Raw genomic sequence first — 25,889 nt, forward strand, 5'->3', positions numbered from 1 at the left:
GAACCCGGGACCCGGTGACCACCAGGCGTTTTCTACCGGCCGGTAATATCAACACGCACCCGATGTAGCCATCATCACATTTTTTCACACCACGTTTCACCGGCCGCCGCGCCGGGCACCGCGCCACCCGCCCGCCGCTCCCCCCTGTGGCGGCCCCACCGGCGGCCAGAGGCCCCCTCCCCGACCGGTCGGCCCGGGGTCGCCCCCCGACCGGCCCCGGCCGCCGCTCCCCCGCGCAGCGCCCCCTCAAGGGCCGGAGCGCCACGTCACCGACCGGCGCACGGGGCGACTAGCATCGTGGACGTGAGCACGACGTTGTCAGTACACACGGAGTCCCCCAGTTCGCTCGACGCCGACGCCCTCGTCGTCGGTTACCACTCCGGGGGCGACGCCCCGGAGCCCGCGTCGGGCGCTCATGACGTCGACGCCGCCTTCTCCGGCGGCCTCGCCCAGACCCTGTCGCTCCTGGGAGCGAGCGGCGCCGCAGAGGAGGTGCACACCCTTCCCTCCCTCGGGGCCGTCGCCGCCCCGGTGATCGTCGCCGTCGGCCTCGGTGACAAGCCCGCCGACGGCCCGGTCGACACCGACACCCTCGCCCGCGCCGCGGGTGCCGCGCTGCGCACCCTGGCCGCCCGCCCCGAGGGCGCCGGCCGCGTGGCGCTGGCCCTGCCGACCGACACCGCCGAAGAGGCCGGGGCCGTCGCCCTGGGCGCCCGCCTGGGCGCCTACTCCTTCGACCGCTACCGCACCGGCGAGAAGGCCGAGAAGAAGGTCGCCGACCTCGCACTGCTGCTGGTGAGCGGCGCCGAGGGCGCGCAGGCCGCGGCCGAGCGCGCCGACGTCCTGGCCGACGCGGTCGAGCTGACCCGCGACCTGGTCAACACCGCCCCCTCCGACCTGGTCCCCGAGGACCTGGCCGCGACCGCCCAGGAGATCGCCGGGCAGGCCGGCCTGGACATCGAGGTGCTGGACGAGCACGCCCTCGCCGAGGGCGGCTACGGCGGCCTGACCGGTGTCGGCCAGGGCTCGGCCAACCCGCCGCGCCTGGTCCGCCTCTCCCACACCCACCCGGAGGCCACCCGCACGGTCGCCTTCATCGGCAAGGGCATCACCTTCGACTCCGGCGGCCTGTCCCTCAAGCCCGCCACCGCCATGGACTGGATGAAGTCCGACATGGCCGGCGCGGCCTCCGTGCTCGCCGCCCTGCGGGCCATCTCCGCCCTGGGCCTGAAGGTCAACGTCGTCGGCTACCTGGCCGTCGCCGAGAACATGCCCAGCGGCACCGCCCAGCGCCCCTCCGACGTGCTGAGCATCTACGGCGGCAAGACCGTCGAGGTCCTCAACACCGACGCCGAGGGCCGGCTGGTCATGGCGGACGCCCTGGTCCGCGCCCAGGAGGACGACCCCGACCTGGTCGTCGACATCGCCACGCTGACCGGCGCCCAGCTGGTCGCGCTCGGCACCCGCGTGTTCGCGGTCATGGCCAACGACGACGAGGTGCGCGAACAGGTCGTCGCCGCGGCCGACGCCGAGGGCGAGGCCGCCTGGCCGATGCCCCTGCCCGCCGACCTGCGCGCGGGGCTGGACTCCGCGGTCGCCGACATCGCCAACGTGGCGGGCGAGCGCTGGGGCGGCATGCTCTCCGCCGGCGTCTTCCTCAAGGAGTTCATCGGCGAGGGCGTCAAGTGGGCCCACCTCGACATCGCCGGCCCCTCCTTCAACCAGGGCGGCCCGCACGGGTACACCCCCAAGGGCGGCACCGGGTCCGGCACCCGGACCCTGGTCCGTATCGCGGAGTCCTACGCCGAATAGCCCGACCCCGGGGCGGACGGCGCTCCCTGAGCCCGCGCCGACCGCCCCGACCGCGGTCCCCTCCCCCCGAGCCGCGGACCCACCGGAATCACCAGCCACCACAACAAGGAGTTCGTTCCCGTGAGTGAGAGCGGCGGCACCTTCGACCTCGTCGTCCTGGGCGGCGGCAGCGGCGGATACGCGGCGGCACTGCGCGCCGCGGAGCTCGACATGAACGTCGTGCTGATCGAGAAGGACAAGCTCGGCGGCACCTGCCTGCACCGCGGCTGCATCCCCACCAAGGCCCTCCTGCACTCGGCCGAGGTCGCCGACTCCGCCAAGGAGAGCGAGAACTTCGGGGTCAAGGCCACCTTCGAGGGCATCGACATCGAGGCCGTGCACAAGTACAAGGACAAGGTGGTCAACGGCCTGCACAAGGGCCTCACCGGTCTGATCAAGTCCCGCAAGATCACCGTCGTCGAGGGCGAGGGCCGCCTCACCGGCAAGGACGAGGTCACCGTCGGCGACACCGTCTACAAGGGCCGGAACATCCTGCTGGCCACCGGCTCCCAGCCCAAGACCCTGGGCCTGGAGATCGACGGCGAGAAGGTCATGACCAGCGACCAGGCCCTGGGCCTGGACCGCGTCCCCGCCTCCGTGGTCGTCCTGGGCGGCGGCGTCATCGGCGTGGAGTTCGCCAGCGTGTGGCGCTCCTACGGCGCCGAGGTCACCATCGTCGAGGCCCTGCCGCACCTGGTCCCGGTCGAGGAGGAGTCCAGCTCCAAGCTGCTGGAGCGCGCCTTCCGCAAGCGGGGCATCAAGTACGAGCTGGGCACCCCCTTCGAGTCGGTCAAGACCACCGACTCCGGGGTCACCGTCACCCTCCAGGGCGGCAAGACCCTGGAGGCCGAGGTGCTGCTGGTCGCCATCGGCCGCGGCCCCGTCTCCGCGGGCCTGGGCTACGAGGAGCAGGGCGTCTCCCTGGACCGCGGCTTCGTCACCGTCGACGAGAACCTGCACACCGGTGTCGGGAACGTCTACGCCGTCGGCGACCTGATCCCGACCCTTCAGCTGGCCCACGTCGGCTTCGCCGAGGGCATCTTCGTCGCCGAGCACATCGCCGGCCTCAACCCGGCCCCGATCGACTACGACGGCGTCCCCCGCGTCACCTACTGCGAGCCGGAGGTCGCCTCGGTCGGCCTGACCTCCAAGGCCGCGAAGGAACGCGGACTGGAGGTCGTCGAGATGAACTACAACCTGGCGGGCAACGGCAAGAGCCAGATCCTCCAGACCCAGGGCGCCGTCAAGGTCATCGCCGAGAAGGACGGTCCCGTGCTGGGCGTCCACATGGTGGGCAGCCGCGTCGGCGAGCTGATCGCCGAGGGCCAGCTCATCTACAACTGGGAGGCGCTGCCCTCCGAGGTGGCCCAGCTCATCCACCCGCACCCGAGCCAGTCGGAGGCGCTGGGCGAGGCGCACCTCGCGCTGGCGGGCAAGCCGCTCCACGTCCACGACTGACCGCACCCGGGGGCGGGCCCGACGGGCCCGCCCCCGCCGCCGTACATCCGCGCTGCCCATCACCGGGATCGGGCAGGACACCGCGCCCATATCCAACGAGGAACCCATGCCGACATCCGTTTCCATGCCCGCCCTGGGTGAGAGCGTCACCGAGGGGACCGTGACCCAGTGGCTGAAGAACGTGGGCGACACCGTCGAGGTCGACGAACCGCTCCTTGAGGTCTCCACCGACAAGGTGGACACCGAGATCCCCTCCCCGGTCGCGGGCGTGCTCACGCAGATCCTCGTCCAGGAGGACGAGACCGTGGAGATCGGTGCGGAGATCGCCGTCATCGGCGATGCGGACGGGGACTCCGCTCCCGCCCCGGCGGCCCCGGCCGCCGAAGAGGCGCAGCCGGAACCGGCGGCCCCGGCCAAGGCCGCCGAGCCCGCGGCGCCCCAGGCCGCCCCCGAGCCCGCCGCCGCGCCGCCCGCTCCGGCCGTCGAGACCCCGGCGGTGGACATCGGCACCCTGAGCAGCACCGGCCCGTCGGGCACCGACACCGGCACCGAGGGCTACGTGACCCCGCTGGTGCGCAAGCTCGCCGCCGAGCACCGCGTGGACCTGAGCCGCGTCCGGGGCACCGGCGTGGGCGGCCGCATCCGCAAGCAGGACGTGCTCAAGGCCGCAGAGGAGCAGAAGGCCGCCGCCGCGCGCGCCGCCGCTCCGGTGGCGCCGTCCTCGGCCCCGCGCAAGCAGGGCGACGACGCGGCACTGCGCGGGCGCACCGAGAAGCTCACCCGGCTGCGCAAGTACATCGCCGACAGCATGGTGGAGTCCCTGCACGTCTCGGCGACGACCACCCAGGTCGTCGAGGTGGACGTCACCAGGATCGCGCGGCTGCGCGAGCGGGCCGCCGAGCAGGGCGGAACGGCGCCGGACTTCTTCGCGTTCTTCGCGCTGGCGACGGTGGGGGCGCTGCGCCTCCACCCCAAGCTGAACGCGTTCATCGACGCGGACAAGCAGGAGGTGACCTACCACGACGTCGAGAACCTGGGCGTGTCGGTGGACACCGAGCGCGGCCTGCTGGTCCCGGTCGTCAAGGACGCCGGCAAGCTCGGCCTGAGCGGTCTGGCCACCACCATCGCCGACCTGAGCGAGCGGGCCCACACCGGCCTGCTGGGCCCGGACGAGCTGGGCGGCGGCACGTTCACCATCGCCGAGACCGGTGGCACCGGGGCGCTGTTCGGCACCCCGATCATCAACCAGCCGCAGGTCGCGATCCTGGGCACCGGCGCGGTCGTCAAGCGCCCGGTCGTGGTCGAGGACCCGGCCATGGGCGGCGAGGTCATCGCCGTGCGCTCGATGGTGTACCTGTCGCTGGCCGTGGACCACCGCCTGATCGACGGTGCCGACGCGGGCCGCTTCCTCATGACGGTCAAGGACCGCCTGGAGGAGGGCGCCTTCGAGGGCGAGCTGGGCCTGTCCTAGCCGCTCACCGCTTCGCCCCGAAGGGCCGGGCACCGCACGGTGTCCGGCCCTTCGGCGTGATCGTTCACATCCGCTTGACCTCTACCGCGGTTGAGGTTTTAGCGTTGGTGCATCGACGGCACGGCACAAGGACCTGACACATGGACAACCTGCGGATCGCGGTGATCCTGGGCTCGAACCGGAACGGACGCACGGGGCCGGCGGTCTCCCGCTGGTTCGTGGACCTGGCCCGGAGCCGGGCGGACCTGGACGTCGACGTCCTGGACGTGGCCGATCTGCCCGTCGGCGAGCGGCACGGGCACGGGCACGGCGCACCGCTGGCGGACTTCGGCCCCCGGGTGGATGCCGCGGACGGGTACGTGGTGGTCACCCCCGAGTACAACCACGGCTATCCGGGACCGCTCAAGAGCGCGATCGACTCGGCCCGCCGGGAGTGGTTCGGCAAGGCAGCGGGGTTCGTCTCCTACGGCGGGATGTCCGGCGGCCTGCGTGCGATCGAGCAGCTGCGCACGGTCTTCTCCGAGCTGCACGTGGCGACGATCCGCGACACGGTGAGCCTGCACAACGCGGGCGCGCTCTTCGACCCGGACGGGAGCCCCCGCCCGGAGATGGCGGGCGCCGACGCCGCGGCCGAGCTCCTGCTGGACGAACTGGCCTGGTGGGCCCTGGCCCTGCGCGAGGCCCGGCGGCACCGCCCCTACCCCGCCTGATGGGGGTCGTCGGGTCGTGGAGACTCGATACCGTGACCGCCGACAGGTGAGCACCCCCGCCCGAGGCACATGACCCCCAGGGCCGCACCGCACCCCTACCGGTCGGCCGGGAGACCGGACCGCCGACGGCGTGGGAATCGTCGGGTCGTGGAGACTCGATACCGTGACCGCCGACAGGTGAGCACCCCCGCCCGAGGCACATGACCCCCAGAGTCGGACCGCACCCCTGCCCGTCGGCCGGAAGACCGGACCGCCGACGGCGGTGGCGTGCCCGCCGCCGCCCCGGCGACCTCGCGCGAACCCCTCGGAAGGCACCCCCGCACGTGGACGGGGCGGCACCTCGCGGTGCCGCCCCGTCTTTCTACCCCACCAATCACCATCCCCTGATGATCCCCATCATCAAAGGTCTGTTGGGTGGACGCGACAGCCAGCCCGACAGCGCGTCGCCCACGGTAGCCCCGCGTTGACGCGGAGTTCCATGTCCCACGTTCAAAGTAGAAGACACGGGGGTCCCCGCGCAGGACTTTGGCGAAAATCCCCGAGAAAAAAATCCGGGCGACCCCACAAGGGCACCCCGCCCTCCGGTACTCGCTCCCGCGCCGGGTAGACACCTGAGCATGAAAGTGGCGATCACGGGCAGTTCGGGGCTCGTCGGGGCGGTACTGGTCGAAGCGCTGCTCGCCGACGGGCACCGGGTCGTGCGGATGGTGCGGCACGCACCCCGGCCGGTCTACCGGTCGCGGTTGGAGGAGGCCGAGTGGCGTCCCGAACAGGGCCGTGTGGACACGGTGGCGCTGCACGGCGCCGACGCCGTGGTGCACCTGGCGGGGGCGCCGCTGAGCCATGCGCCGTGGCCCCGGGGACGGCGGGAGGCGATCCGGCGGGCCCGGGTGCGCGGGACCCGCACCCTGACGCGGGCGCTGGCGGGCATGGACGTTCCTCCCCCGCGGCTGCTGGCGGCCTCCGGCATGCAGTTCTACGGCGACACCGGGGGCCGGGTGGTCACCGAGGCCGACCCGGCCGGCACCGGTTTCCTGGCGAGGGTCTGCGAGGCCTGGGAGGCGGCGTCCGCCGGGGCCGCCGAGGCCGGGATCTCCACCGCGCACCTGCGGATGGCGGTGGTGCTGGACCGGTCCGGCGGCTACCTGCGGTCGGTGCTGCCGCTGTACCGGGCCGGGCTGGGCGGCCGGATCGGCTCGGGGGCCCAGTACATGACGTGGATCGCGATGTGCGACGCCGTCGGGGCCATCCGGTTCCTGCTGGAGCGGCCCGACGTCACCGGACCGGTCAACCTGTGCTCGCCCGAGCCGGTGAGCAACGCCGCCTTCACCGAGGCCCTGGCCCGCGCCCTGGACCGCCCCGCGCTGCTGCGGGTCCCGGCGACGGCGCTGCGCGCCACCCTGGGCGACTACGCGGAGGAGACGGCCCTGCTCGACCTGCGGGGGCGGCCCGAACGCCTGATCAAGGAAGGTTATTCCTTCACACTTCCCACCATCGACAGTGCGCTATCCGACATCCTGGCCCGACCGCTGCCTTCCGCCGGGGCGTAGAGTGAATGTGTGAGTGATCTCGTTTACGCATGGCTCGGCGCCACCCCCGTCCCCTACCACCAGGGCTGGGACCTGCAGAAGCGGCTCCACGAGCGCCGCGTCGCCGACGAGGTGGCCGACACCGTCCTCCTCCTGGAGCATGAACCCGTGTACACGGCGGGCAAGCGCACCGGGAGGTGGGATCGTCCCATCACCGACCCCGGAGCGCCGGTCGTGGACATCGACCGGGGGGGCAAGATCACCTGGCACGGCCCCGGACAGCTCACGGTGTACCCCATCGTGCGGCTCAAGGACCCCATCGACGTGATCGCCTACGTCCGCATGCTGGAGGAGGCCATCATCCGTACCATCGCGGAGTACGGCCTCACCGGAAGGCGTGTGGAGGGGCGCACGGGGGTGTGGCTGGACGCCGACCCCGACCGCGGACTCATCGAGCGCAAGATCGCGGCGATCGGCTGCCGCATCGCCCGCGGGGTCGGCATGCACGGGCTTGCCCTGAACTGCAACAATGACATGTCGTGGTTCGACCGGATCGTCCCCTGCGGCATCTCCGACGCCGGGGTCACCTCGCTCACCGCCGAAATCGGGCGCGACGTCCCGGTCGCCGAGGTGCGACCGCTGATGGAGCGCCACCTGGCGGACGTCCTGGGCGCACACCAGTACAGCCACATCGACGGTCCCGGACTGCTGTCCGAGCCCGTCACCGCCCAGGGATGACACACCACACCATGAGCCGGTCCCCGCACGGCCCCGCCCTCACCAGGGCGCCCGGGTCCGCGGGGCACAGAAGGGAACGGGTTCACGTTGACCATCGCTCCTGAGGGCCGCCGCCTGCTGCGCGTCGAGGCGCGCAACAGCGAGACCCCCATCGAGAAGAAGCCGCCGTGGATCAAGATCAAGGCGCACATGGGGCCCGAGTACTCCGAGCTGCGCTCACTGGTCAAGACCGAGGGCCTGCACACGGTGTGCCAGGAGGCGGGCTGCCCCAACATCTACGAATGCTGGGAGGACCGCGAGGCCACCTTCCTCATCGGCGGCGACCAGTGCACCCGCCGCTGCGACTTCTGCCAGATCGCCACCGGCAAGCCCACCGCGCTGGACCGGATGGAGCCGACCAAGGTCGCCAACTCGGTCAAGACGATGGAGCTGCGCTACGCCACCATCACCGGCGTGGCCCGGGACGACCTGGAGGACGGCGGCGCCTGGCTCTACGCCGAGACGGTGCGCAAGATCCACGAGCTGAACCCGGGCACCGGCGTCGAGCTGCTCATCCCGGACTTCAACGCCGACCCCGACCAGCTGGCCGAGGTCTTCGGGTCCCGTCCCGAGGTGCTGGCGCACAACGTGGAGACGGTGCCGCGGATCTTCAAGCGCATCCGTCCGGGCTTCCGCTACGAGCGCTCCCTGGAGGTCATCACCAAGGCCCGCGAGGACGGCCTGGTCACCAAGTCGAACCTCATCCTGGGCATGGGCGAGACCCGGGAGGAGATCAGCGAGGCCATGCGCGACCTGCACGAGGCGGGCTGCGACCTGCTGACCATCACCCAGTACCTGCGCCCCTCCAAGCTGCACCACCCGATCGACCGCTGGGTGAAGCCGCAGGAGTTCGTGGACCTGGGCGAGGAGGCCGAGGAGATCGGCTTCGCCGGTGTCATGTCGGGGCCGCTGGTGCGTTCGTCCTACCGGGCCGGGCGCCTGTACCAGCAGGCGCGCGAGAAGCGTGACGCCGAGGCCGCCGCCCTGGCCAAGTAGTACATAACGGGCCTTTCGCCCGAGTCGTGACCAAGCTGGAACGGTGGCCCTCGGGCCACCGTTCCGCGCACCCGGGTCCCGCCGCATATCCTGGGGGTCCGACAGGGCGCCCCGCCAGGTGGCGCCGAAGGGCGCCGCATGAGTCGACCGCGTAGGTAGAAGGAGGCAAGGCAGCTTCGGGATCTCCGTCCCCGCCGACGGTCCGTCGGCGCCCGCTGCCTGAGAGCACGATGGCGAAAAAGGGTTCCGAGAGCACAGCACCCGCCCAGGGCAAGGACAAGAAGGAGCCCGGCCGGCTCAAGCAGATCGGCATGGTCGCCAAGGTCGTCCACCGCCAGAGCCCGCGCAGCATCCCGCTGGCCGCCGGGGTCGCGGTCCTGGTCCTCGCGGTGTTCGTCGTCATCGGCATCTGGACCGGTTCCTGGATCCTGTGGCCGCTGACCGGCCTGCCGATCGCGCTGCTGGCCGGTTTCATCATCTTCACCCGTTCGGCCCAGCGCGTGCAGTACCAGATCCTCGACGGCCAGATCGGCGCGGGCGCGGCGATCCTGGACAACATGCGCGGCAACTGGACGACCGAGTTCGCGGTCACCGCCAACCGCCAGCAGGACGTGGTGCACCGGGTGGTGGGCCGCCCCGGCGTCGTCCTGGTCGGCGAGGGCGACCCGAACCGCCTGAAGTCGCTCATCGCCTCGGAGAAGAAGCGCGTGTCCCGGGTGGCCCTGGACACCCCCATCTACGACTACAAGGTGGGCAACGGCGAGGACCAGGTCCCGCTGGCCAAGCTCCAGCGCACGCTGGTCAAGCTGCCGCGCACCCTGGACAAGAAGGACGTCACGCAGCTCAACTACCGGCTGCGCGCGCTGCCCGCCAAGATGCAGATGCCCAAGGGGCCGATGCCCAAGAACGCCAAGGTGCCCCGGGGCCTGCGCGGCCAGAGCGGCGCCTGACCGCGCCGGAACCTCCTGACACGCACGAGGGGGCGCGTACCGGAATCGTCCGGTGCGCGCCCCTCGCCGTGTGCGGGGCCCTGCTCAGGTCCGGTCCGCGGCGGGCGCGTAGTCGATGAGGTCGCCGGGGCGGCAGCCCAGCTCCCGGCACAGGGCCGCCAGGGTGCTGAACCGGATGGCCCGGGCCCGGCCGTTCTTGAGCACCGACAGGTTGACCACGGTGATCCCGACCCGGGCGGCCAGTTCGGTGAGGGTGATCCCGCGCGCGGCGAGCACCTCGTCCAAACGGACGACGATGTCGGCGCCCTCGTCCTCCTCGGGCGGCATCAGACCAGCCCCCGCACGTCGTTGCGCATCTGTGCGCCGCGCCGGAACACCTCGGCCAGCCCCGCCAGCAGGAACCCGGCCAGGAGCAGGGCCCCGGTGGTGCCGCCGAAGGTCACCTCGAAGGCGAACAGGACCGGTGCCCGGGACTCCACCACGCCGTCCTGGAGGAGCATTCCGGTGAACGCCTCCACGAAGGGGACGGACAGGGCGCCGATGATCACGGTCAGGGCGATCGCGTACAGCCGGCGGACGTTGGCCGGGACGAAGGGGTCGCCAGCGCTCAGGGTCCCGGCCATGCGCAGCAGGAGGAAGGCCACCAGGAGCATCGCCGCCACCCCGAGCAGGCCGGGCACGGCGAGCAGGAGACGCTCGGCCGCCGTGGGATCGTGGAACACGAGGACCATGTCCTCCCCGGTGTGCGCGGTCACCCCACCGGTGACGGCGACCGGCGCGGGGAGCGGGTCGGTGTCGGCCGGGAGCCAGTGCCGCAGGACGTTGAGCCCCAGCGTGCCGGCGGGCAGGCCCCCCGGGATCCAGAGCAGCAGAACGACCGCGTGGACCGCCTGGAGGGCGAGGAAACCGCCCAGCAGCAGGCGCAGGGCGAGCGAGTCGGCCCGGCTCCAGCGGAAGGGGGTCGTCTTCGGCATGTTCCTCTCCTTCTTATCGTTTATCGATATTAACGATAAACGATAAGTCCGCTCGGGCCAAGGGGATTCCACGAACAGGGCCCCGGGTGCGCCGTGCGGCGTCCCGGGGCCCTGCGGTATGCGGGTGCGGCCCCTAGCCGCAGTCGACGCTCTCGTCGGCGGAGGTGCCGGAGAGACCGGCCAACGGATCGTCCGTGGACTCCTCGCCGCCCTCCGCGCCCTCCGCGCCCTCCAAGACGACGCCCTGCCAGTCGGCGCCCATGACCAGCTCCACCGAGCCGGACAGGTCGGCGGCCTCCTCGATCTGCGCACCGCTGACGAGGGCGTCGGCCACGGCCTGCGCCTGCGCCGCCTCGCCGGGCGCGTGGTAGACCGTGGTCTGCTGCGGGGCCCGGGTGGTGGGGTTGCCCGACCCGGTGACGGTGAAGCCCAGCCCGGCCAGCAGCGGCTCCACCTGCCCGGCCAGACCCTGGGTGCCCTGGTTGTTGACGATGTACACCGAGACGTCGGCGGGGGAGACGGACTCCTCGGGGGCCTCCTCGGGGGCCTCGTCCGGCGTCTCCTCCTTCTCCTCCGGCTTGGTGGCCTCGCCCGCGGCGACCGCCGCGAACAGCTCCGACGCGTCCGGCTCCCGGAGCTGGACCTTGTTGTCGTCGTTGACGTAGTTGTCGACGGGGACCATCACCATGTTCATCCGGCCCAGGTCCACCTCGCGCATGGCGACGGCCAGCTCCACCATCTTGTCGGTGGTGAGCCCGCCGTCGACGGTCATGCTGTCGGTGACCGAGCCGAAGAAGTCGTAGAGCGTGGCGGGGCTGGACATGACCTCGCCGGTGGTGACCTTGCGCAGGATCGCGCCGATCAACTGCTGCTGGCGCTTGATCCGGTCCAGGTCGCTGCCGTTCTCCGTGGTCTCCCGGGAGCGGGCCAGCGCCAGCGCCTGGCCACCGTCCAGGGTCTGCTCCCCGGCGGGCAGGTCGAGCTTGGCCTTGGGGTCCTGGAGCGGCTCGGGGATGCACATGTCGATCCCGCCGATGGCCTCGACGATCCCCTCGAACCCGGCGAAGTCGACGAGCACCATGTGGTCCAGGTGGACGCCGGTGAAGTCCTCGACGGTCTTGGCCTGACAGTCCATACCGCCGTAGACCATGGCGTGGTTGAGCTGGTCCACCGTCCCCGCGGCCACTCCCGGGGCGTCCTCGGTGGCGTCGCAGCCGGGCATCGGGAGCATCAGGTCGCGGGGCATGTTGACCATGGTCACCCCGCCCTTGTCGACGTCGATGTTGACCAGGACCAGGACGTCGGGTCGGATGCCGTTGGCCTCGTTGAAGGCGGCCTCCTCCCCGGCCCGCTCGTCGGTGGCCAGCAGCAGGATGTTGTGGATGCCCTCGACCCGCGCCGGGCGCTCCCCCCAGGCGTCGGTGTCGATGTCCTCGGTCTGCACCGCCAGGGCGTCGCGGTACCCCGCGTAGCCGACCAGGCTGGCGGCGATGAACACGCCCGTCAGACCGCAGGCCACCCACTGCCCCGGGGACATCCACGCCTTCGCCGTGGACTTCGCCGTTCTGGACACGTGTCTGGGAGCCAAGAGGGCACCTGCGATCCGTTCGGGGACAAGGTAAGGGGGTGTCCGGTCTCCCGTGCACGCCCGGGGGTCACGACGGGATCACGGCCGAACGCTACCGCACGGTACGCGGAAGGTCGGGTTTCGGTCAAGTAAGGGTAACGAACCCATTCGACCGGAATGTCCCCTGCGGATCAGCAGGCGTTCTCGGGCTTCTCCTCGGCGGTGATCCCGCCCAGGTCCTCGGTGACCGAGAGCTCCGGAGCGTCCTCCTCCTCGCCCTCGAACCCGGTCCAGTCCGGGCCGATGACCAGTTCGAGGGTGCCGGTGAGCCCGGCGGCCTCTTCGGTGGCCGCGGTCTCCAGCGACTTCGCCAGCAGCTCGGCGGCGGCCTCCTGGCCGGGCGCGTAGTAGACCGTCGTGACCGCGGGGATGCGGACCTGGGGGTTGCCGGTGCCGTTCACCGTGTACCCGTCGGCGGCCAGCCGCTCGGCGACCTGGGCGGCCAGGCCCTCGATCCCGGTGCCGTTGAGCACGTCCAGGGAGATGTCGGCCGGGTCCGGTCCGCTCTCGGCGGCGCCGCCCTCCCCGTCGCCCTTCTCCTCGCCCTCTTCGTCCTCTCCCCCGGAGAGGTCGGCGCCGGAGTTGATGGCCGCGAAGAGCTCGGAGGCGGCGGGCTGGCTCAGCGCCAGGCGGTTGGGGTCGGCCGGGTGCTGGCCGTTGGGCACGGTGACGAACTGGATCCTGTTCAGGTCCACCTCGCGCATGGAGATCGCGATGTCGGTCATCGTGTCGACGGTGAACCCGTCGTCGGCGGTGACCGATTCGGTGACCGCGTTGAGGAAGTTGGTGATGGCCAGCGGGCTGGTCATCACCTCGCTGCTGAGGACCTGGCGCAGCATGGCGCCCATGAACTGCTGCTGGCGCTCGATGCGGGACAGGTCGCTGCCGTCGCCCTGGCCGTAGCGGGAGCGCACGTACCCCAGGGAGTCCTCACCGTCCAGGGTCTGCTCCCCGGCCTCCAGGGTCAGGTGGGCCTTGGGGTCCTCGATCGGGGCGGGGATGCACATCTGCACGCCGCCGACCGCGTCCACCATGTCCTTGAACCCGGTGAAGTCCATCATGACGAAGTGGTCCAGGTGGACCCCGGTGACCTGTTCGACGGCGTTCCACTGGCAGCCCACGCCGCCGAAGGTCATCGCCGAGTTGATCATGCCGCTCTGCGGGCTCATCCCCTGGTAGCCCTCGACAGCCTCGCAGCCGGGCAGGTCCACGACCAGGTCGCGGGGCAGGTTGACCATGGTGACGGCGCCGCGGTCGACGTTGATGCTGGCGATGAGCATCATGTCGGGGCGCTCGCCCTCGGCCTCCCCGTAGTCCGCGTTCTCCCCCGAGCGCACGTCCGACCCGATGACCAGGAGGTTCATGACCCCCTCGACGCTGATGGGCCGGTCCCACTCGTCGGTGTCGACCTGGGCGGTCGTGATGTTGTTCGCGATGCCCTGGTACCAGAGGTAGCCGCCCAGGCTCCCCACGATCGACAGCGCGGTGACCGCGCAGGCGACCCACTGCCCTGCGGAAAGGCGCACGGCGTCCAGGACGCCGGCGGGGCGTGGGGCGGAGCGTTTTCCAGCCATGCGAACCTTCGAGGGGTGCGGTGAGGCCCGGGAGGGAAGAGGGGGCGCGAGGCGTCCGATGAGGGGATCACACCGTCCCGGGACGGTGTGACCGCGAATCGGATGTTAACAGCATCCAAGGTGCGGTGAATCCACCCGCGACCTGGTCCGGAACCCTCAGAAGCGGACGGCCACGGTGCCCGCGGCGCGATCGTGCAGGCCACGGGTGTCCCGGTCGTAGATGACGGCCGGGATGACCAGGCACAGCAGGAGCGTGCGCACGGTCATGGAGGCGAACCACGGCCAGGAGCGCTCGCCGGTGGCCTTGATCCGCACCCCGACCAGGCGCCGGCCGACCGAGGTGCCGAACAGGGTGAGCAGCACGATGTTCATGGCGGCGAACACCACCAGGGCGGTGTTGCCGATCAGGGTGGTGGCCTGCTGTTCGTCGGCGACCCCCGCGCCGACGACGCCCACCGAGTGCAGCCCCGCGGCGATGAGCAGCGCGAGCAGCCAGTCCAGCAGCAGCCCCGTCAGCCGGCGGCCCACCCCGGGCACCGAGTCGGGGCCGTGCTCGGGCAGGCCCAGCCGGTTGCCGCGGTAGCGGAAGTCGTCGTCGGCCACTGCCCTGTCCTTGCTCATGCCACCACGGTATCCACCGCCGCGCGCGGTCCCGTCCCGGGTCGCCCGAACAGGGCGGCCCCCGGGCCCGCGGACACCGTGGCGCGAACCACACCCGGGTCCCGGGTGCCCCGTTTTCGCCCTGTACACGCCGGAATCACCGGGTCAGGCGGGATGGTCTGCGAAAACACCGGAGTCCGTAACATGCAGGAAACAATGGAGACACGGCATGGAAATCCCGCGCTCCTAGCTTCGTCAGCGAAGCCGGGAGACACCGCGTCGATCCGCCGCGTCCGCGATGGGGCGGCCCGCGGATCCGGTCGTCTCAGCCACCTGCACGGAGGTTCGTTTTGTTCAGCAGCGTCGACGAGGTGCTCGCTTTCATCCGAAACGAGGACGTCAAGTTCCTCGATGTCCGTTTCACGGACCTGTTCGGAGGCGTGAACCACGTTACCCTCCCGACCGAGAACGTCGACGCGTCGACGTTCACCGACGGTCAGATGTTCGACGGCTCGTCGATCCGGGGCTTCCAGGCCATCCACGAGTCCGACATGCTGCTGCTCCCCGACCTGAGCACCGGCGTCCTGGACCCGTTCCGCAAGTACAAGACGCTGAACATGACGTTCTTCGTCCACGACCCCCTCACCCTGGAGTCGTACAGCCGCGACCCGCGCAACGTCGCCCGCAAGGCCGAGGCGTTCCTGCGCGGCTCCGGTGTCGCCGACACCGCCTTCTTCGGCCCCGAGGCCGAGTTCTACATCTTCGACGACGTCAAGTTCGAGACCCGGTCCAACACCGGTTTCTACGAGATCGACTCCATCGAGGGCGCCTGGAACACCGGCTCCTCCCTGGAGGGCGGCAACCGCGGCTACCGTCCCCGCTACAAGGGCGGCTACTTCCCCGTCGAGCCGGTCGACCACTACAGCGACCTGCGCTCCACCATGGTCCGCACCCTCATCGAGGCGGGCCTGGAGGTCGAGCTCCAGCACCACGAGGTGGGCACCGCCGGCCAGGCCGAGATCGGCGTCAAGTTCGGCACCCTGCTCCAGCAGGCCGACCGCGTGCAGCTGTACAAGTACATCGTCAAGAACGTCGCCAACGAGGCGGGCAAGACGGCGACCTTCATGCCCAAGCCGCTGTTCGGCGACAACGGCTCCGGCATGCACTGCCACCAGAGCCTGTGGAAGGACGGCGAGCCGCTGTTCTTCGACGAGTCCGGCTACGGCCAGCTGTCCGACACGGCCCGCTACTACATCGGCGGTCTGCTCAAGCACGCCCCGGCGCTGCTCGCCTTCACCAACCCGACGGTGAACTCCTACCACCGCCTGGTGCCCGGCTACGAGGCCCCGATCAACCTGGTCTACAGCCAGCGCAACCGCTCCGCGTGCATCCGCCTGCCGCTGACCGGCTCCAACCCCAAGGCCAAGCGCATCGAGTTCCGCGTGCCGGACCCGTCGGCCAACCCGTACCTGGCCTTCTCCGCCATGCTCATGGCCGGCATCGACGGCATCAAGAACAAGATCGAGCCGCCGGAGCCCGTGGACAAGGACCTCTACGAGCTGCCGCCGGCCGAGGCCAAGGCCATCAAGACGGTCCCGGCCTCGCTGGACGACGCGCTCAACGCGGTCGAGGAGGACCACGAGTTCCTCCTGGAGGGCGGCGTGTTCACGAAGGACCTCCTGGAGACCTACGTGGACTTCAAGCGCACCGAGGAGATCGACTCCCTGCGCCTGCGCCCGCACCCGCGCGAGTTCGAGCTCTACTACGACATCTAGGCCGTAGCCACAGCTCTGCGGAGTGACGCGCCCGTGCGGCGCGCCGCTCCTGACCGGGGCCGGTATCCGATCGGATACCGGCCCCGACCCGGTTCCGGACCATCCCTGGGCGAACCCAACGACGGGAGCGCGTGGAGGTGTTCCGGCCCTCACCGTGCGGTCGGCCCCCGACCGTGCGGCTACCGTTGACGCGTGGCAAGGGACGGAATGGACACCATGACGGCAGGCGCGCTCGCACGGCGCGGTTTCAGTGACAGCCCGCGGGCCCTGCGGCTGCTGACGGGGGCGGGGCTGGACTCCCCCTCCGACACGGCCGTGATCGACTCCCTGGCGGCGGCGCCCGACCCCGACCAGGCCCTGCTGGGGCTCATCCGGGTCCTGGAGAGCGACCCCGACCCGGACGTCCTGCGCGACGCCCTGCGCGAGGACTCCGCCCTGCGCGAGCGGCTGTGCCGGGTGCTGGGCACCGGCTCCGCCCTCACCGACCACCTGGTGCGCCACCCCGGCGACTGGCGGGAGCTGCGCGGCGCCGACGCCGCCCGCACCCCCGAGCCGGAGGAGCTGCGCCGGGGGCTGCTGCACACCGTGGGCGCCGACCCCCACTCCCCCGCCCCGGCCGCCGACCTCTCCGGCACCCGCTCCGCCGCCGGGCTGCGCCACGCGCTGCGCGTCGCCTACCGGCGCCGCGTGCTGCGGCTGGCCGGCCGCGACCTGACCGGGCTGGTCACCGTGGACACCGTCGCCGCGGAACTGGCCGACCTGGCCGCGGCCCTGCTGGACGGCGCGCTGGCGGTGGCCCGCGCCGAGCACCCCGAGGACGCCGCCCGCTGCCGCCTGGCCGTCATCGGCATGGGCAAGTGCGGGGGCGGTGAGCTCAACTACGTCAGCGACGTGGACGTGGTGTTCGTGGCCGAGCCCGCCGGGGCCGCCGAGGGCGGGGAGCCGGTGGACGACCAGGCGGCGATGCGTTCGGCGACCCGGCTGGCCACCGCCATGATGCGGGTGCCCGTCGAGACCGACGCCGAGGGCACCCTGTGGGAGGTGGACCCGGCGCTGCGCCCGGAGGGCAAGAACGGCCCGCTGGTGCGCCCGCTGTCGGGACACCGCGCCTACTACGAGCGCTGGGCCAAGACCTGGGAGTTCCAGGCCCTGCTCAAGGCCCGGCCGATCGCCGGGGACGCGGAGCTGGGCCGCGCCTACATGGACGTCATCACGCCCCTGGTGTGGCAGGCGTCCGCGCGCAAGGACTTCGTCGAGGACGTGCAGGCGATGCGCCGCCGGGTGCTGGAGCACATCCCCGCCGGGCAGGCCGACCGGGAGCTCAAGCTGGGCCCGGGCGGCCTGCGCGACATCGAGTTCTCCGTGCAGCTGCTCCAGCTGGTCCACGGGCGGGCCGACGACCGGCTGCGGTCGGGCACCACCCTGGTGGCGCTGGCCGCCCTGTCCGAGCACGGGTACGTGGGCCGCCGGGACGCCGCCGGGCTCGCCGACGCCTACCGGTTCCTGCGCCGGCTGGAGCACCTGCTGCAATTGGAGCGGCTGCGCCGCACCCACCTGATGCCCGACGGCGGGACCGCCGACGGGCAGGCGGAACTGCGTATGCTGGGCCGGGCCCTGGGCTTCGTCGCCGACCCGGTGCGGGAGCTGACCGAGGCCCGCCGCAAGGTCGCGGCCGAGGTGCGCCGCCTGCACGAGAAGCTGTTCTACCGGCCGCTGCTGAACGCCGTCGCCAAGCTGCCCGGCGAAGAGGCGCGCCTGTCCCCCGAGCAGGCCCGCGACCGCCTGGAGGCGCTGGGGTTCGCCGACCCGGCCGGGGCGCTGCGCCACCTGGAGTCGCTGACCTCGGGCGTGTCCCGGCGCGCGGCCATACAGCGCACCCTGCTCCCGGTGATGCTGGGCTGGTTCTCCGACGCCCCCGACCCCGACGCCGGGCTGCTGGGGTTCCGCCAGGTCAGCGACTCCCTGGGCACCACACCGTGGTACCTGCGGCTGCTGCGCGACGACGTCCGGGTCGCCGAGCGCATGGCGTGGCTGCTGGGCACCAGCCGCTACGTCACCGAACTGCTGCTGCGCGCCCCCGACGCGATCAGGATGCTCGCCGACGACGCCGAACTGGTGCGCCGCGACCCCAAGGTGCTGGCCGCCGAGGCCGACGCGGCGCTGCGCCGCTACGACACCGCCGAGGAGTCGGTGTCGGCGGTGCGGGCGCTGCGCCGGCGCGAGCTGCTGCGCACCGCCGCCGCCGACCTGCTGGAGGTCTCCGACGTCCAGGAGGTGGGCGCGGCCCTCACCGACATCTCCGCGGTGACCATCGACGCCGCCCTGCGGGTGGCCACCGCCCGGGTCCTGGAGGCCGACGGCGAGGAGCTGACCCGGGTGTGCGTGATCGCGATGGGCCGCTTCGGCGGCGGTGAGCTGACCTACGCCAGCGACGCCGACGTCATGTACGTGCACGACCCGCTGCCCGGGGTGGACACCACCGCGGCCACCCGGCAGGCGACGGCGGTCGTCCGGGAGCTGGCGCGGCTGCTGGAGATGCCCGCGGCCGAGCCGCCGCTGAAGGTCGACACCGACCTGCGGCCGGAGGGCAGGAGCGGCCCGGTGGTGCGCACCCTGGACTCCTACGCCGCCTACTACGGCCGCTGGTCGCAGGTGTGGGAGAGCCAGGCGCTGCTGCGGGCCCGGCCGGTGGCCGGGGACGCGGAGCTGCGCTCCTCGTTCACCGCGCTCATCGACCCGATCCGCTACCCGGTGGGGGGCATCGACTCCCCGTCGGTGCTGGAGATCCGCAAGCTCAAGGCGCGCATGGAGGCCGAGCGGCTGCCGCGCGGCGCGGACCCGACCCTGCACACCAAGCTGGGCCGGGGCGGGCTGTCGGACGTGGAGTGGGTGGCCCAGCTGATCCAGCTGCGCCACGCGCACGAGTATCCGGACCTGCGCACCACCGGCACCCTGGAGGCGCTGGAGGTGGCGGTCGCCCACGGGTTCCTGGCCGCCGACGACGGCGCCGTCCTGGAACAGGCCTGGCGGCTGGCCTCGCGGGTGCGCGGCATGGTGATGCTGGTGCGCGGCCGGGGCGGCGACTCGCTGCCCACCGACCTGCGGGTGCGGGCGGCGCTGGCCGCCGCCATGGGCTGCCGCAGCGCCCAGGACGAGGAGGGCCTGTGGGAGGGGCCCGCCGAACAGCTGACGGAGGCGTACCTGCGCACGACCCGCCGGGCGCGGGCCGTGATGGAGCGGGTGTTCTACGACGACTAGGGCCTGCTTTGGGGGTCGCGATGCGCCGGCGGGGTTCTGGAGGCCCGGGGGAGGCGTCTTCGAGGAAAAGCCCGTGGCCGAAGGCCGTCCGTTGAGGGCGGTGGTGGGCGACGGGCGGGCGAGGACGCCGGCACAGGGCCGAAGGTTCCCGCCCTCGAAAGGCGCATCGCACGAACCGAAGCGACGCGGAGGTTCACAAGAACACGGCCTGGGACCGGGCGGGGAGGACGACGGTGACGGCCAGTCCTCCCCCGGGGCGCGCGACGAGGTCCAGGGTTCCGCCGTGGACGTCCACGACCCGGGAGACCAGGGCCAGGCCCAGCCCGTGGCCTTCGCCGCCGCGGCGGGTGCGGCCCTGCCCGCGCAGGAACGGCTCGGTGAGCCGGGCGACGGTCTCCGGGTCCAGGACCGGCCCGGTGTTCTCGGTGCGCAGCACCGCGGACCCGTCCGGGGCACGGCCGACGGAGACGGTGGCGGTGCCGCCCCCGACGTTGTGGCGCAGGGTGTTGCGCACGAGGTTGTCGGCCAGCCGCAGCAGCAGTTCGGCGTCCCCGGTCACCGGCGCCGACGCGGCGTCCAGGCGCAGGTCGACGCCGCGTCGACCGGCCTCCTCCCAGGCCTCGGCGACGGCGCGGCGGACGGGGTCGGCCAGGTCCACGGGTTCGGCGGCGGCGGTGACGGCGTCGACGTCGGCCAGCCGCAGCAGCGCCTCGGTGAGCGCGACCGCGCGGGCGTTGACCTCGCCCAGCCGGTCGAACACGGGGTCGTGGCCGGGTTCGCGGCGGGCGACGTCGAGCATGGTGGCGGTGATCGCCAGCGGGGTGCGCAGTTCGTGGGAGGCGTTGGCGGCGAACCGTTCCTGAACGGCGAAGGCGTCCTGGAGCCGGTCGAGCATGTGGTCGAAGGCGTCGGCCAGCCGCCGGAACTCGTCGTCGGGCCCGGTCAGGCGGATGCGGTGGTCCAGGCGGCCGGTGGCGACGGTGCGGACCGCCGCGTCGATGCGGTGCAGGGGGCGCAGCACCCACCCGGCAAGGAACCAGCCGCCGGCCAGGCCGATGACGGCCAGTGCGAGCAGCACCCACAGGGTGACGTCCACCAGGGCCTCCACGATCTGGCCCCGGGAGGTGATGTTGACGTGGGTCACGCTGGGGTCGGCGGTGGTCAGCGGGTAGTCGGGGATGTAGCGGACCACGATGTACACCCCGGCCAGGACCGCCATCCCGGACACGACCAGGAAGGCGGCGTAGCCCAGGGTGAGGCGCAGGCGGGCGCTGACCGGCAGTCCCGGGCGCCGCTGCGGCACCCGGTTCACCGCTCCCGCCCGGGGTCGATCAGGCGGTAGCCGACACCGGGGACGGTGACGACGGGGTCGGGGGCGCCCAGTGCCTTGCGCAGGTGGGAGACCGCGACCCGGGGCGCGCTGGTGAAGGGGTCGGCGTGCTCGTCCCACACCTTCTCCAACAGGGTCTCGGCGGTGACCACGGCCCCGTCGGCGCGCATGAGCAGTTCGAGGACGGCGAACTGTTTGCGGGGCAGCCGCAGCGGGCGGGCCCCCCGGTGGGCCTCCCGCCGGTAGGGGTCCAGGCGCAGGTCGCCGACCCGGAGCACCGGGCCGACCGCGGCGGCCGGGCGGCGGGCCAGTGCGCGCAGGCGCACCACCAGCTCCTCCAGTGCGAACGGCTTGGTGAGGTAGTCGTCGGCGCCCAGGGAGAACCCGTCGACCTTGTCCCGCAGCCGTCCGGCGGCGGTGAGCATGAGGACCCGGGTGCCGGGGTGGTCGCGGACCAGGACGGCGCACACGTCGTCGCCGTGCACGCCGGGGATGTCGCGGTCCAGGACGACGGCGTCGTAGTCGTTGACGGCGACGCGTTCCAGCGCCTGCTCTCCGTCCAGGGCGACGTCGGCGGCGATGGCCTCCTGGCGCAGGCCCGCTTGGAGCGCCTCGGCCATGTAGGGCTCGTCCTCGACGACCAGTACGCGCATGTTGTCCCCCTTCTGCGGCGGACTCCCCCGGACCCGCTCGGCCCCGAGTCTAGGAGCGCGCCTGTTGCGGAAACGTTGGGTTGCGGAAGTGTTGCGCGATCACCCGACACGGACGCAACGGCCCTCTTGGTGGTGTGGCCCCGCAGGCCGGGCACCGGGTCCGGCTCCGGACGAGGGGGAGTTCGTTGAACACAGTGCACCGCTGGGCGGCGACCGCGGCCGTGGCGTCCGTGCTGGTGTCGGGGGGCTGCGCGGCCCCGGGAGGCGACGGCGGCACGGACACCGCGAGCCGGATGTGGGACCTGCCGGGCGGGTCCGGGCCGCTGACCGAGGAGGACGGGTACGTGCCGGTGGGTGAGGGGCTGGAGGTCGACGCCGACGTGCCCGCGCTGACCGGCCTGGACCCGGAGCTGCTGGAGGCGGTGCAGGAGGCCGCGGCGGACGCCCTGGACGCGGGGGTCGACGTGGTGATCGTGACCGGCGGCTGGCGCAGCGAGCGCTACCAGGAGCACCTGTGGGAGGAGGCGCTGCGCGAGCACCGCAGCGAGGAGGAGGCACGCCGGTGGGTGGCCTCCCCCGAGGAGTCCGCCCACGTCAGCGGCGACGCCGTGGACATCGGGTACACGAACGCCGCGGACTGGTTCTCGCGGTTCGGGCACGGGTACGGGCTGTGTCGGACCTACGCCAACGAGATGTGGCACTACGAGCTGGCCGTCGAGCCGGGCGAGCCCTGCCCGCCCCCGATCGCCGACGCCTCCGAGAAGCGCTGAGGCGCCCCCGTGCCGGAGGAGTCGTGGCACGGGGGCGCCGGTCGGAGAGGGCCCTCAGGTCAGCGCTGGTCCCAGGTGACGTCGGTGGCGGGACCGATCCGGTTGGAACCCGTCTCCCACTCCACGTTGCCGGAGCCGTCGATCTTGACGAGCTTCCACTCGGTGCCGGCGCCGATGGTGACCGTGCCGGACCAGGTGGGGTAGGTGGCGGCGTCGGTGGACAGCTTCACCCCCTGGGTCGGGTTCCAGGACCCGAGCTCCGGGGTGGAGCCGACCACGTACACCTCCTGGCCCCAGTTGGTGTGGACGATCGCCTGTAGGGGGTCCCCGGTGCCCGGGTCGGGGCCGCCGCAGTCGTCCTCGCACTCGCCGTCGACGTGCAGGGCCACGGCCCCGTCGGCGGGCACCTGGACGGTGACGCGGCCGTCGGAGACGGTGGCGGCGCCGCCGCCCGCGGCGTTGTCGTAGGTGCCGTCGGGCAGGGAGGTGTCGGCGGTCAGCCGCCAGACGTCGCCGGTGGCGTTGAAGGCCGCGAAGCCGCGCGCTCCGCGGTCGAAGGCGAGGCGCCCGTCGCCGTCGGTGGCCCGCTGGACCAGGGGGGTGTCGCCGGCGGAGGTGCGGAAGGCGGCCATGCCCGCGACGGTGGGGTGGCGGTGGGAGCAGACCCAGGCGCCGGTGGAACAGTCGGTGTCCTCGGTGATCCAGCCCGCCGGGTTGCCCTCGACGTTCCCGATGCTGGGCGGGCCCTCGGTGACGTTGTCGCCGAAGTCGTAGCCGGAGGTCACCACCGGGGTGCCGTAGGGGTGGGCGAGCATGAACGCGGCCGCCAGGTGGTAGCGGTCGCCGTCCTTGTAGGTGAGGGTCGGGTGGTAGCGCTGGGTGTCGTGGTTGTCGATGAAGACGGTGGCCTGCTCCGAGGTCAGCCCGCCGTAGTCGGGCAGCCGGGCCAGCCCGGCGATGTTCCCGTCCTTGAACTTCCCGGCCACGTCGCGCTGGTAGTCGAAGTTGGTGACCTCGCCGTAGGGGGCGTAGGCGGTGTAGGGGACGGTGGCGTCGCCGTAGACCTCGTGGAAGACGCGGGGGGCGCCGCCGAAGCCGGGCACCGTGTTCAGGTTCCCGAAGATGTCGGCGATGTGCGCTTCGGGGACGTGCTTGGCGGCGTCCACGCGGAAGCCGCCCACGCCCAGGTCGATGAGCCCGTTGAGGTAGCGCTTGATGTGGCCGCGGACCTGCGGGTCGGCGGTGTCGAGGTCGGCCAGGCCCACCAGCTGGCAGTTCTGGACCTCCTCCTTGTCGTTCCAGTTCGCGATCTCTTCGTAGCAGGGCCCGAAGTCGTCGTGGTCGTAGGAGGCGGTGCCGTCGCCGAAGAGGTCGGGGTGGTCGTACTTGGCCCAGGAGGTGCCCGCGCTGCCGACGCCGTCGCCGTCGCCGGTCATGTGGTTGACCACGGCGTCGACGTAGACGCGGACACCGTTGTCGCGGCAGGTGGCGACCATGGCGGCGAACTCGGCGGCGGTGCCGCGCCGGGTGTTGTCGAGCCGGTAGGAGACGGGCTGGTAGTCCTGCCACCAGGGGTGGTCGCCGCCTTCGGCGAAGGGGATGACCACGTGTTCCTGGGGCGGGGACACCTGGACCCCGGAGAAGCCGTTGGGTCCGAGGAAGTCCGCGCACTCGGCGGCGACGGAGTCCCAGTTCCACTGGAAGAGCTGGACGAGGGTCTCGTCGTTGGGAGTGGTCGGGGCGGCCGTGGCCTCCGCGGAGGCGGGCAGGGGTGCCGCGGACGCGGGCAGGGCGGTCAGGGGGAGGAGGAGCAGGGCCGCGGCGGCGGCCGCTTTCAGGGGGGTGCGTCGGTGCATCGGCGCTCCAGGGTCGCTTGCGGGGGGTCACGCATGGTCTTGCGTTATATGCAAGAAATTGCGTGATGTCGAGCACACTACCGGCCTGTTGCGGCTTTGTGAATAGAGCACGACCCGCGCGTCAAAATGGGACGCGGTCCCCGCGAGGGCCGGGACCGGCGGCGATCGCGTCCGGCCACGTCGCGTCACCGACCGCGCTCGCGCAAGAACTTGCACCACGGGTAAAGAAAAACCGGCGCCGGCGCGGACCACGGGCTCCGCGCCGGCGCCGGTCGGGGACCGGCCGGGTCCTAACCCCAGAAGACGGCGACGCCGATGTTGACGATGGCGAGCACACCGGCGATGATCGCCAGGTTCTTGGCGGGCCTGCGCAGGTTCAGCACGCCCACCACCACCACGGCCAGGGCGACGACCAGCTTGACGCCGATCTTGATGTGGTCCAGGTCGCCCAGGTCGGCCATCTCGGCCACGCCCACCAGGAGCAGACCGGTGACGAGCTGGAGCAGGGAGCTGTGCAGCAGGACCTTGGTCGACCTGGGGTCGTCGGTCATGAGCTGCATGAGGAAGCCCGCGATGATGCCGGCGAGGCCGATGATGTGCAGGAAGACGAGCGCGGAGTAGAGGATGTCCATGGCCCTAGACTACTACCGCGTGTAGTACTGATGGGATTTTTTCTGACACCCTGACGTAACGATCGGATGGACTTCACGCCACCCGGCGCCGCCACACCAACCACCCCAGCCCCACCAGCAGGGCCGCCCCCACCACCCGGGTCAACAGCGCGCCGTCCACCGCCTCCGACACCCGTGACAGCACCGTCGGCGGGGCCACCACGACCGTGTCGCTGGCGCACGCCGTCGGGTCGGCGTTCCGGTCCAGCAGCAGGCAGGCCGTGGTCATCAGCCGCTCCGCCCCCTGGGCGTCCTCCCGCACCCGGACCCGCACCGTGTAGTCCCGCTCACCCCCGGCGGGCACGTCCACCCGCCAGTTGACGATGCCGCCCTCCAGCACCCCGCCGGCGCCCACGTCCAGGACCTCCAGGTCGTCGGGGACGTGCTGGGCGAGCTGTGCGCCGCTCACCGCCCCGCCGGGGTCGCCGTTGGCCACCGTCGCCCGCAGCACCATCTCGTGCCCGGGCAGCGGCGCCTCCCCCTCCACCGCCAGGGACAGCCCGACGAAGGCCTCCGGGGGCTCCGCGGCCGACGGGGCGTACGCGGCCCGGCCGACATCGGCGAGCGCCGCCGGGGCCGAGACCACCAGGCCGGCACCCACCACGGCGGCCATCCCGGCCGCCAGTCGGCGGCCGCGTCGGCCGCCCTCGATCCCGTCCATCATCCGCGCCTTCCGTCCGTGTGGTCACGACACCACTCAAGACAACTATGCGCACATGTGAAATCACCATGTGTGACACGCCGGGCGGGGTCCCCGGACCGGGATCCCCGGGTACCGAACCCGGATAAGACATCCCAGGCGACTAAGAACCCCTAAGACCGCCGGACACCGCCGCGAACGGGGATTTCTGCCGATGCGGCGACCGCCTCCTCAGAGCGATCGTGGAATCAACGGGGCACCCGGTCCCGGCCCGAGGAGGAGACCGTGTACCACGAAGCACTGTTCCTGACCCACAACCCGCCCCTGACCGAGGAGGACGTCCGCCGGATGGAACACCGCGCCACGGCCCGGCGGCGGGCCCGCGCCGAACGCCGTGCCCGTCGCCGCCGCGCGGGGCC

21 protein-coding genes are annotated in these 25,889 nt (G+C 72.2%); 11 read left to right on the forward strand and 10 right to left on the reverse strand.

Translation table 11 applies throughout. From position 1 onward, the window contains the following. Positions 1–303 precede the first annotated feature (303 nt). The 8 genes from QJS33_RS26845 to QJS33_RS26880 all read left to right on the forward strand — a co-directional run bounded on the left by QJS33_RS26845 (position 304) and on the right by QJS33_RS26880 (position 9,742). Positions 304–1,812: a leucyl aminopeptidase gene (locus QJS33_RS26845; RefSeq protein ID WP_306370869.1), complete on the forward strand. Its 1,509-nt coding sequence runs from the start codon at positions 304–306 to the stop codon at positions 1,810–1,812. A gap of 120 nt (positions 1,813–1,932) precedes the next feature. After that, entirely contained in the window at positions 1,933–3,309 is a 1,377-nt protein-coding gene (lpdA, locus tag QJS33_RS26850) for a dihydrolipoyl dehydrogenase (protein WP_306370870.1), read from the forward strand. Between the two features lie 106 nt (positions 3,310–3,415). Next, on the forward strand, positions 3,416–4,780 hold the full coding sequence (sucB, locus tag QJS33_RS26855) for a 2-oxoglutarate dehydrogenase, E2 component, dihydrolipoamide succinyltransferase (protein WP_372339721.1): 1,365 nt from the start codon (positions 3,416–3,418) through the stop codon (positions 4,778–4,780). A 140-nt stretch (positions 4,781–4,920) separates the two neighbouring features. Then, positions 4,921–5,490 (forward strand): NADPH-dependent FMN reductase, encoded by a 570-nt coding sequence (locus QJS33_RS26860; RefSeq protein WP_306370871.1) that lies wholly within the window; start codon positions 4,921–4,923, stop codon positions 5,488–5,490. A 617-nt stretch (positions 5,491–6,107) separates the two neighbouring features. Further along, a complete protein-coding gene (locus QJS33_RS26865) occupies positions 6,108–7,040 on the forward strand; it encodes a TIGR01777 family oxidoreductase (protein WP_306370872.1) in 933 nt (310 codons plus the stop codon). A gap of 9 nt (positions 7,041–7,049) precedes the next feature. Further along, positions 7,050–7,757: a lipoyl(octanoyl) transferase LipB gene (lipB, locus tag QJS33_RS26870; RefSeq protein WP_306370873.1), complete on the forward strand. Its 708-nt coding sequence runs from the start codon at positions 7,050–7,052 to the stop codon at positions 7,755–7,757. Between the two features lie 87 nt (positions 7,758–7,844). After that, positions 7,845–8,792: a lipoyl synthase gene (gene lipA / locus QJS33_RS26875; RefSeq protein WP_306370874.1), complete on the forward strand. Its 948-nt coding sequence runs from the start codon at positions 7,845–7,847 to the stop codon at positions 8,790–8,792. A 230-nt stretch (positions 8,793–9,022) separates the two neighbouring features. Then, complete coding sequence (locus QJS33_RS26880) at positions 9,023–9,742, forward strand: DUF4191 domain-containing protein (protein WP_306370875.1); 720 nt, start codon at positions 9,023–9,025, stop codon at positions 9,740–9,742. A gap of 84 nt (positions 9,743–9,826) precedes the next feature. Here the strand turns inward: QJS33_RS26880 and QJS33_RS26885 are convergent, their stop codons facing one another. The 5 genes from QJS33_RS26885 to QJS33_RS26905 all read right to left on the reverse strand — a co-directional run bounded on the left by QJS33_RS26885 (position 9,827) and on the right by QJS33_RS26905 (position 14,538). After that, complete coding sequence (locus QJS33_RS26885; protein ID WP_306370876.1) at positions 9,827–10,069, reverse strand: helix-turn-helix transcriptional regulator; 243 nt, start codon at positions 10,067–10,069, stop codon at positions 9,827–9,829. Then, positions 10,069–10,716 carry a DUF2975 domain-containing protein gene (locus tag QJS33_RS26890; protein ID WP_306370877.1) on the reverse strand — a complete coding sequence of 216 codons (648 nt, stop codon included), beginning with the start codon at positions 10,714–10,716 and terminating at the stop codon, positions 10,069–10,071. The genes QJS33_RS26885 and QJS33_RS26890 overlap by 1 nt, the downstream gene beginning before the upstream one ends. 133 nt (positions 10,717–10,849) lie before the next feature. Next, positions 10,850–12,253, reverse strand: a complete 1,404-nt coding sequence (locus QJS33_RS26895) for an LCP family protein (RefSeq protein WP_306370878.1) — start codon at positions 12,251–12,253, stop codon at positions 10,850–10,852. 221 nt (positions 12,254–12,474) lie between these two features. Then, positions 12,475–13,917: an LCP family protein gene (locus QJS33_RS26900; RefSeq protein WP_306370879.1), complete on the reverse strand. Its 1,443-nt coding sequence runs from the start codon at positions 13,915–13,917 to the stop codon at positions 12,475–12,477. Positions 13,918–14,073: 156 nt separating this feature from the next. Continuing rightward, positions 14,074–14,538: an RDD family protein gene (locus QJS33_RS26905; protein WP_306370880.1), complete on the reverse strand. Its 465-nt coding sequence runs from the start codon at positions 14,536–14,538 to the stop codon at positions 14,074–14,076. Between the two features lie 329 nt (positions 14,539–14,867). On the opposite strand from QJS33_RS26905, the gene glnA reads away from it, so the two are divergent. After that, the gene (gene glnA, locus QJS33_RS26910) at positions 14,868–16,292 is read left to right on the forward strand and encodes a type I glutamate--ammonia ligase (protein ID WP_306370881.1); all 1,425 of its coding nucleotides are present in this window, start codon (positions 14,868–14,870) and stop codon (positions 16,290–16,292) included. Between the two features lie 216 nt (positions 16,293–16,508). Beyond that, positions 16,509–19,550, forward strand: a complete 3,042-nt coding sequence (locus tag QJS33_RS26915) for a bifunctional [glutamine synthetase] adenylyltransferase/[glutamine synthetase]-adenylyl-L-tyrosine phosphorylase (RefSeq protein WP_306370888.1) — start codon at positions 16,509–16,511, stop codon at positions 19,548–19,550. A 193-nt stretch (positions 19,551–19,743) separates the two neighbouring features. Here QJS33_RS26915 and QJS33_RS26920 read toward each other — a convergent pair whose 3' ends face one another. Both QJS33_RS26920 and QJS33_RS26925 read right to left on the reverse strand, forming a co-directional pair. Further along, the gene (locus tag QJS33_RS26920; RefSeq protein ID WP_306370882.1) at positions 19,744–20,862 is read right to left on the reverse strand and encodes a HAMP domain-containing sensor histidine kinase; all 1,119 of its coding nucleotides are present in this window, start codon (positions 20,860–20,862) and stop codon (positions 19,744–19,746) included. Beyond that, on the reverse strand, positions 20,859–21,533 hold the full coding sequence (locus QJS33_RS26925; RefSeq protein WP_306370883.1) for a response regulator transcription factor: 675 nt from the start codon (positions 21,531–21,533) through the stop codon (positions 20,859–20,861). Before QJS33_RS26925 ends, QJS33_RS26920 begins: the two co-directional genes overlap by 4 nt. Before the next feature lie 194 nt (positions 21,534–21,727). Between QJS33_RS26925 and QJS33_RS26930 the strand changes: the two genes are divergently transcribed. Continuing rightward, complete coding sequence (locus QJS33_RS26930; RefSeq protein WP_306370889.1) at positions 21,728–22,303, forward strand: M15 family metallopeptidase; 576 nt, start codon at positions 21,728–21,730, stop codon at positions 22,301–22,303. A 59-nt stretch (positions 22,304–22,362) separates the two neighbouring features. Here QJS33_RS26930 and QJS33_RS26935 read toward each other — a convergent pair whose 3' ends face one another. From QJS33_RS26935 to QJS33_RS26945, 3 genes are all read right to left on the reverse strand, one after another. Then, a complete protein-coding gene (locus QJS33_RS26935) occupies positions 22,363–24,159 on the reverse strand; it encodes a carbohydrate-binding module family 20 domain-containing protein (protein ID WP_306370884.1) in 1,797 nt (598 codons plus the stop codon). 290 nt (positions 24,160–24,449) lie between these two features. After that, positions 24,450–24,791, reverse strand: a complete 342-nt coding sequence (locus QJS33_RS26940; RefSeq protein ID WP_306370885.1) for a hypothetical protein — start codon at positions 24,789–24,791, stop codon at positions 24,450–24,452. 73 nt (positions 24,792–24,864) lie between these two features. Then, positions 24,865–25,491 carry a hypothetical protein gene (locus QJS33_RS26945; protein WP_306370886.1) on the reverse strand — a complete coding sequence of 209 codons (627 nt, stop codon included), beginning with the start codon at positions 25,489–25,491 and terminating at the stop codon, positions 24,865–24,867. Between the last annotated feature and the right edge of the window lie 398 nt (positions 25,492–25,889).

The organism is Nocardiopsis sp. CC223A (assembly GCF_030766825.1).
Classification (GTDB): Bacteria; Actinomycetota; Actinomycetes; order Streptosporangiales; family Streptosporangiaceae; genus Nocardiopsis.

Bases quoted from the DNA above. Each gene is read 5' to 3' on its own strand.
- QJS33_RS26940 (WP_306370885.1), bottom strand. From the start codon at position 24,791: ATGGACATCCTCTACTCCGCGCTCGTCTTCCTGCACATCATCGGCCTC.
- QJS33_RS26890 (WP_306370877.1), bottom strand. From the start codon at position 10,716: ATGCCGAAGACGACCCCCTTCCGCTGGAGCCGGGCCGACTCGCTCGCC.
- QJS33_RS26885 (WP_306370876.1), bottom strand. From the start codon at position 10,069: ATGCCGCCCGAGGAGGACGAGGGCGCCGACATCGTCGTCCGTTTGGAC.
- QJS33_RS26880 (WP_306370875.1), top strand. From the start codon at position 9,023: ATGGCGAAAAAGGGTTCCGAGAGCACAGCACCCGCCCAGGGCAAGGAC.
- QJS33_RS26895 (WP_306370878.1), bottom strand. From the start codon at position 12,253: ATGTCCCCGGGGCAGTGGGTGGCCTGCGGTCTGACGGGCGTGTTCATC.
- sucB (WP_372339721.1), top strand. From the start codon at position 3,416: ATGCCGACATCCGTTTCCATGCCCGCCCTGGGTGAGAGCGTCACCGAG.
- QJS33_RS26900 (WP_306370879.1), bottom strand. From the start codon at position 13,917: ATGGCTGGAAAACGCTCCGCCCCACGCCCCGCCGGCGTCCTGGACGCC.
- QJS33_RS26935 (WP_306370884.1), bottom strand. From the start codon at position 24,159: ATGCACCGACGCACCCCCCTGAAAGCGGCCGCCGCCGCGGCCCTGCTC.
- QJS33_RS26925 (WP_306370883.1), bottom strand. From the start codon at position 21,533: ATGCGCGTACTGGTCGTCGAGGACGAGCCCTACATGGCCGAGGCGCTC.
- QJS33_RS26865 (WP_306370872.1), top strand. From the start codon at position 6,108: ATGAAAGTGGCGATCACGGGCAGTTCGGGGCTCGTCGGGGCGGTACTG.
- QJS33_RS26915 (WP_306370888.1), top strand. From the start codon at position 16,509: ATGACGGCAGGCGCGCTCGCACGGCGCGGTTTCAGTGACAGCCCGCGG.
- QJS33_RS26905 (WP_306370880.1), bottom strand. From the start codon at position 14,538: ATGAGCAAGGACAGGGCAGTGGCCGACGACGACTTCCGCTACCGCGGC.
- QJS33_RS26860 (WP_306370871.1), top strand. From the start codon at position 4,921: ATGGACAACCTGCGGATCGCGGTGATCCTGGGCTCGAACCGGAACGGA.
- QJS33_RS26945 (WP_306370886.1), bottom strand. From the start codon at position 25,491: ATGGACGGGATCGAGGGCGGCCGACGCGGCCGCCGACTGGCGGCCGGG.